This window comes from Sphaerospermopsis sp. FACHB-1194 (assembly GCF_014696235.1).
GTDB classification, from domain to species: Bacteria; Cyanobacteriota; Cyanobacteriia; order Cyanobacteriales; family Nostocaceae; genus Sphaerospermopsis; species Sphaerospermopsis kisseleviana.
The window spans coordinates 83903-90374 of sequence record NZ_JACJPU010000018.1; the positions used below are offsets into that span (position 1 = coordinate 83903).

Genomic DNA, 6472 nt, shown 5'->3' on the forward strand with positions numbered 1-6472 from the left:
GCAAAAGTTACAATTTTCATTTCTCCTAACTCCTGACTCCTATACGGGCGAAGCATTCGGAAAATAAACTGTGATAAAAATTGATAATTTATCGCCCGAATGCTTCGACCCTACGACTCCTGAACTTCTGAACTTTTAAATATGTCCAAGAAGAATATAGCCATAGCAATCAAAATAGAAGCGATTTTGTATTTAAAGGGTAAACCCTTATCTGTGAGTGAAATTGCCGAGCATGCTGGGTGCGATCGCCATACAGCGGAAGAAGGGATAATTGAACTGATGGATAATTATGCCCGTCGAGATAGTGCGCTAGAAGTTGTGGAAACTGCAAATGGTTATAGTTTGCAACTGCGGTCAGATTTTCATGATTTAGTACAGACTTTGATCCCTGTGGAGTTGGGTGTGGGGGCTTTACGCACTTTAGCAGCGATCGCTCTCAACAGTCCTATCCTCCAAAGTGAGTTAATAGAACTGCGGGGTTCAGGTGTATATCAGCACGTTCCTGAACTGGTAGAATTAGGATTTGTGCGTAAACGACGAGATAATGAATCCAGGTCATATTCATTACAAGTTACCCCGAAGTTTCACCAATATTTCCAAATTGATCAACTTCCTGAAGTTATGCCCAATGTAGAGAAAGAACAACAATTAGAACTAGAGTTAGATGGGACTGGTGATAGGTGACTGGGGACTGGGGACTGGTGATTGGGTAAAAAGAACTAATGACTAATGACTAACGACTAATGACCAATGACCAATGACTGATGACCATTGAATAAATGCGCTAGGCTTGTGATATGGTTTAAAGTAGAATTAGCAACTAAGCTAAGAAGAATTGCCAATGGTGTTTGATCCTGATTTTTTGAATGACAACTCTGAGGAACACACTAATCAGCTTCTGAACGAACACTTGGGGGAAAATCCGAATCAGTTATTGAAATATTTACAGCATCAATCTCCCGACGTTCTAGCCCGTGTAGCCCAGTCTGCCAGCCCAGAAATTAAACAAATCATTTCCCAGAATGTCCAAGGACTGGTAGGAATGCTCCCAGGAGAGAGTTTTAATGTGCAAGTTACTACAGACCGAGATAATTTAGCGGGTTTATTAGCCTCAGCAATGATGACTGGTTATTTTTTGCGCCAGATGGAACAAAGAATGCAATTAGAGCATTTGTCTAATCAATAGTTCCGAGTACAGACGTGATCAACTACGCCTGTACTAATAACTAATTTTGGGGATCAGTTCCTGAGCGTATTTCAAAAGTTTGAGTTTTGCCATTACGGTTAACTTCAATTTTGAAAATGTCTCCGACTTGACTCGAATCAATAATTTTCTGCAATTGGGCTGTAATTTTCACCGGTTTACCGTTGATTTTTTGAATCACGTCCCCAGGGAGCAGTCCTCCCTCCTCTGCCGGTGAATTTTTGAGAACTTTCTTAATCACAATCCCAACATCTGGCTGAATGTTGAGTGTATTGTCTTGATTCAATTGCTGTTTTTTGGTCGGTGAAAGGTCTACCATTTCAATGCCCAAAAAAGGGTGATCTGCTTTTCCTTTGGTAAATAGTTCATGAGCTATGCGGGCGGCGGTTTCAATGGGAATAGCAAAACCCAGTCCTTGAGCATCGGCGCGAATGGCAGTATTAACGCCGATGACTTCACCTTGGGCATTTAAAAGCGGTCCACCGGAATTACCAGGGTTAATTGCCGCATCGGTTTGGATAAAGCTAACCCGTTTATTGGGAACTCCTACTTGGGCGCTGGTGCGGTCGGTGGCGCTGATGATGCCAATTGTGACAGTATTATCTAAACCTAAAGGATTGCCAATTGCGATCGCCCACTGACCAGGAATTAAATTTTGTGAATTACCTAATTTCACGGTAGGCAATTTATCCGCAGGAATTTTGACTACTGCTACATCGGTGACAGTATCAACTCCCACTACCTTACCTTCAAAAGTTCTACCATCTTTGAGGGTGACTAATACTGTATCTGTTTGGGCGACTACGTGAGCATTTGTTAATAATTGACCATTTTCGCTAAGTATAAACCCTGAGCCAGTACCGCGCTCAATTCGTTCTTGGGGAATTGGTTCTTCATCTTCGCCAAAAAAACGCCGCCACATTGGATTTTTCAAAGCGTCAAAAATTGGATTTACTACTTTACGAGTAGCATTAATTCGCACAACCGCAGGACCAACTCTCTGTACAGCAGTAGCAATAAAATTTACATTATCGCCACCAGCAGAATTAGGCAAGCCCTGAGAAGGATAGGTAATCACAGATTCTGAAGGTAAAGCCGCTGTAACATTTTTCAACTCTTGAAACGAACCATTGCTGGGAAAAAATCGACTACCAAGTATACCCAGACTACTGCCCATAGCCACTAAAGACAGATAAACGGCTAATTGCTTCACAGATAACTTCATATTAATTAATTAATTAAGAATAATTGCGATCATAGTCAGACAGTTACTAAGTAAATGATCAGTGAAAAGATTAGTTCAGGACTTACGCAAAAGGGAACGAAAGTAGGGGTAATTCATGAATTACCCCTACGCAAGAATAAGGTTTTCAGTCACATCTTGCGTAAGTCCTATAGTTAACAGAAATTGAATAATTAATACATTATTTGGGATCATCTTCAGTTTTCGGACTTTGGATTTTGGATTGACTCTGGGGTTAAGTTTGAGGACTTATACCATGAAAGAATTATCAGTCAAACAAAAAAAATGATCCCATCTTGAAAATTCCCCAACTAAAATCTAGAATTAGCTATTTCTTTCTTAGTTGACATGACTTTTCGCTATCGTCCAATGTTTCTCTGTAGCTTAATTAGCACCTTGGGGCTAATTTCCACAATGCTACAACTGCAAAGCGCGAATGCAGTACCAAGTTGTCCAACTCCAGCCTTATCGAGAATTCAAAAACATCAAGTTACTGGTGGTGAGACTTTAGATAGCATAGCCGAGCGATATAAACTCATGCCAGAAACAATTATTAACATGAATCCCTTTGTTAATAACGGTACTGTGACACCTGGTAATCAATTGCAAATTCCCCCCTTTGATGGAATTGTGGTACAAGTTCCCAGTGGTCAAAATTGGAGACAAGTGGCAGCAAATTACAAAGTTCGTCCAGATACATTGTTTGAAATTAATGGTTGTCAACAAAACCCCAGAGTTGTTTTTGTTCCTGTTTTACCAGGAATAAGAGAAAGACAAAATCGGATAATTGCTAGTTCTCCTGTAGCAAATACACCAACTTTACCATCGGCAAGTATAACCGGATATCCTTTAGCTAATTCTACAACTGTAGCTTTACCTTATGGGTGGCAAATTCATCCGATTACAGGTAAAGTTTTTTTTCATAGTGGTGTAGATTTAGTAGCAGAAGTAGGTACACCTGTGCAAGCGATCGCTCCTGGTGTTGTAGTCTTTGCTAAAGATCAAGCCAGCTACGGAAAATTAGTAATTATTAATCATGCAGGTGGACTACAAACTCGTTACGCTCAATTAGAAACAATACAAGTTAAGCTGGGACAAAATGTAAAACAAGGTGACATATTAGGAACAGTTGGTGCTACAGGTCAACCAACTTCTAGAGAACCACATTTACATTTTGAAATTCGTGCTAATGAACCCCTTGGTTGGACTGCAAAAGATCCAAAAGAATATTTAACTAGGTGACTGGTGACTGGTGACTGGTGACTGGGTAATCAATTTTATGTTTCCCAATCAACTATTAACTATCAACTGTCAACTATCAACTATCAACTATCAACTATCACCAATTACCCATTCTGTTGATTTAATAATGTGCATTCCTGCTGCTGCAAATCTGTCAAATGCTATGTTAGCTTGTTCTGTGTAGTCAACAACATCGGAAACAACAACAGGAGATGTGCAATCTTCTAACAGATAGATTTTATTTGTCAGGGTGCTATCTACCTGTTGAATTTCTGTTAATAAATCATCAATTGTCCACGCAACACAATGACTCTTAGCTTGTCCACCAATAATCACTGCATCATATTCTAAAAGTTGTTTAATCAAGTTTGTGTTTTTTTTGGCAATTGGTTTTTCATCAAATCCTGTTAAAACTTCTGGACATAAAATAGAATAATTTTCTGTTAAAGCATTTTCCCCCTTTAATTCAAATTGGGATTGACTTTGACGAGCAATACTATGATAAAATATTGCTTCTTCCACTGCGGAAACTAAAGCATGACCAATTCCTCCTAACATGGAATGATAAGGCCAAATTGTCAGGGGATATTTACCATCTTGACTGAGTTGTTTAACATAGTGAAAAGCTTGTTTTTTCAGAAGTTCATAATCTCCATTAGTCACACTATGAGCAACTGCTGGGTTAACTTGCCAAATCCCTTTTTCAATATCCGATAAAGTGATATTAGTTGCTGCTGGTGTGGGGTGTTTTCCATCGGCATTGATCCAAAAAATCGGATGGAAAATTTGCATTGCTGTGTGAGTATCTAAGGTGGGGATAATTTTGGTAATTCTTCCCAAGTTACGATAAATAAATTCACACAATCTTTTGTTATCATCAACAGCAGCAGTTCCGCTTTGTCCACCTACATATAATTCAAATTCTGGAATACAAAAGGTGTTTTGGACATCTATTAATAATAGACAAATGCGGTTTTTATCGGTTGCTGCTGGGGGAATGTTATATTGTGTAATCCATGTTTCTGCTACTGCTGCCAATTGTTGATAAGGTACGCGGTATATTTCCCCGACTTTGTTAGGGTGGAAGTGAGGAGGAATCGGAAATTGGTTTGGTTGTGTCATGGGTTTATTTAATCTTTTTCTATTTACAGCTATTTTCAGGTAAATGAACTACACTTTGATCAAGATTTCGCGCAAAGGTACAAAGGTGTAAAGGCGCAAAGTTATAATTAATCTCGCTTTTTCAAATCTCGTATATTTTTAGCATTGATAAATCCCTACACTATATAAAAGCAGACTGCAAAAAAGCTGATTTTAACCTTGTTTGTTAATTGAGTGATAATTTAAAGTTATGATAATACCATCAATGGTTTAAATATTCCTAAGTTTGGAAATTTCCTCTTTATATTTTCTTAATATTTAATTGAGAATTATTTTTATTTATCCACGAGCTTGCAATACTTTCAGCGATTTGCTATAATTTTTTAAAATTTCATAATTTAGGCGTAGTATATACTTTCTTAAAAAAAAGGTTTATAGATAGCCAAAACCCTTGATTTTACGTTATTTGAGAAATAGTCAAAATCTGCATAGAGAAAAAAGCGGTGATTTCGTAAACTTTTTTGCGGGTGAAATGAGAGGTTGATCCATGTCTTGTAAAAGGGTGGGTTGACAAAATAGACATTTTATGTGTTAGGGGTGAGTGAGAGTCAAGTTATAGGGTAAAAGTGATCGCTTTTCTCTAGGTATAGATAATAGAGTTTTTGTGCGATCGCTCTTTTTATTAATAATTCAAAAATCATAATTCATAGATTATAAATGGCGAATTTTTTGGATCTGTAATTTATTGATAAAAACAGATATCTTGCTTTGAGGGTTGAACCCAAATTAAGGTAATTAGAAAATTGAAACAGGTAAGGAAGTAGAGAAATAAATGTAAGATAATTCAATATTTCTCTATTTCTCTACCTCTGTTTTTTTCTACTATTACTCTTGTGATGTTGGTAATTTAGAATTTACTAAATTGGTAAATTCTTCCAAAGAAGTAATTGTCATTGTTGATATCAGCACTTCTTCTAAAGCGGTTATATCATCAATCTTCTGAATGTTTTTGCTCAGTATTTCGGGAACATCACCAAACTTGACTTGCAGAAGTTTAATAATATCTTGTTTGCGACCTTTTTTTTCGCCTCTTTCTAGGAAAATTTCTTCAGTGGGTGTTAAAAAAGGCATTTCTATCTCCTTTTCATACTCGGTTATTTTGGTGAGCAATTTCTGTTGTAATTCCTGAGTTAATGACATCATTTTGTCAATAAATCTAAAGAGGTTTTCAATGTCATATCTGCTTAAACCTCGCTCATATAAACTTCTAATTAATTGCCATTTCCACTGCTCCCTATCTGCGAGTTTGTTAGTAGTAGTTTTGGTTTTTAAATGTGCCATTACTAATATAGCAAAGAGATTGCTGCTTTGCTCTATTTCTTCCCATTTGTAATCTATGAGTTTGACTGTATCAAACTTACACACAACCTCACTATTACCTAAACCGTATTGATAACAATTAGGTCGCCATGTTTTGCTTTCATCTCCTAATATGGCTAAACTAACTACTGGTTTATGGTATAAGTCAAAGGAGCGGTATTTATAGATATACATCCTTTGGGAAAATTCTTCATCGTATTGACTTTGTACTTCGATGTGAATTAATATCCAAATTTCTGTGTTATCTAGTAACCACACTTGATATAATTTATCAGCATAGCGTTTTTCTGTGTTAGAGGTAG

General features: G+C 37.2%; 6 protein-coding genes. 3 read left to right on the forward strand and 3 right to left on the reverse strand.

The annotated features are described in order from the left end of the window. Window positions 1-141 precede the first annotated feature (141 nt). On the forward strand, window positions 142-684 hold the full coding sequence (gene scpB / locus H6F45_RS12695) for an SMC-Scp complex subunit ScpB (protein ID WP_190347341.1): 543 nt from the start codon (window positions 142-144) through the stop codon (window positions 682-684). Window positions 685-841: 157 nt separating this feature from the next. Next, window positions 842-1186, forward strand: coding sequence for a DUF760 domain-containing protein (locus tag H6F45_RS12700; protein ID WP_096567523.1), 345 nt, complete (start codon window positions 842-844; stop codon window positions 1184-1186). Window positions 1187-1226: 40 nt separating this feature from the next. Here the strand turns inward: H6F45_RS12700 and H6F45_RS12705 are convergent, their stop codons facing one another. Beyond that, window positions 1227-2429, reverse strand: a complete 1203-nt coding sequence (locus H6F45_RS12705) for an HhoA/HhoB/HtrA family serine endopeptidase (protein WP_137667437.1) — start codon at window positions 2427-2429, stop codon at window positions 1227-1229. 366 nt (window positions 2430-2795) lie between these two features. On the opposite strand from H6F45_RS12705, the gene H6F45_RS12710 reads away from it, so the two are divergent. Next, window positions 2796-3689 carry a M23 family metallopeptidase gene (locus tag H6F45_RS12710; protein ID WP_190347342.1) on the forward strand — a complete coding sequence of 298 codons (894 nt, stop codon included), beginning with the start codon at window positions 2796-2798 and terminating at the stop codon, window positions 3687-3689. A gap of 90 nt (window positions 3690-3779) precedes the next feature. On the opposite strand, the gene H6F45_RS12715 is transcribed toward H6F45_RS12710, so the two are convergent. After that, on the reverse strand, window positions 3780-4811 hold the full coding sequence (locus H6F45_RS12715) for an isochorismatase (protein ID WP_190347343.1): 1032 nt from the start codon (window positions 4809-4811) through the stop codon (window positions 3780-3782). An 864-nt stretch (window positions 4812-5675) separates the two neighbouring features. Further along, window positions 5676-6472, reverse strand: a 797-nt coding sequence (locus tag H6F45_RS12720) for a hypothetical protein (RefSeq protein ID WP_199301810.1), incomplete at its 5' end; no start/stop codon positions are given.

Bases quoted from the DNA above. Each gene is read 5' to 3' on its own strand.
- scpB (WP_190347341.1), top strand. From the start codon at position 142: ATGTCCAAGAAGAATATAGCCATAGCAATCAAAATAGAAGCGATTTTG.
- H6F45_RS12700 (WP_096567523.1), top strand. From the start codon at position 842: ATGGTGTTTGATCCTGATTTTTTGAATGACAACTCTGAGGAACACACT.
- H6F45_RS12705 (WP_137667437.1), bottom strand. From the start codon at position 2,429: ATGAAGTTATCTGTGAAGCAATTAGCCGTTTATCTGTCTTTAGTGGCT.
- H6F45_RS12710 (WP_190347342.1), top strand. From the start codon at position 2,796: ATGACTTTTCGCTATCGTCCAATGTTTCTCTGTAGCTTAATTAGCACC.
- H6F45_RS12715 (WP_190347343.1), bottom strand. From the start codon at position 4,811: ATGACACAACCAAACCAATTTCCGATTCCTCCTCACTTCCACCCTAAC.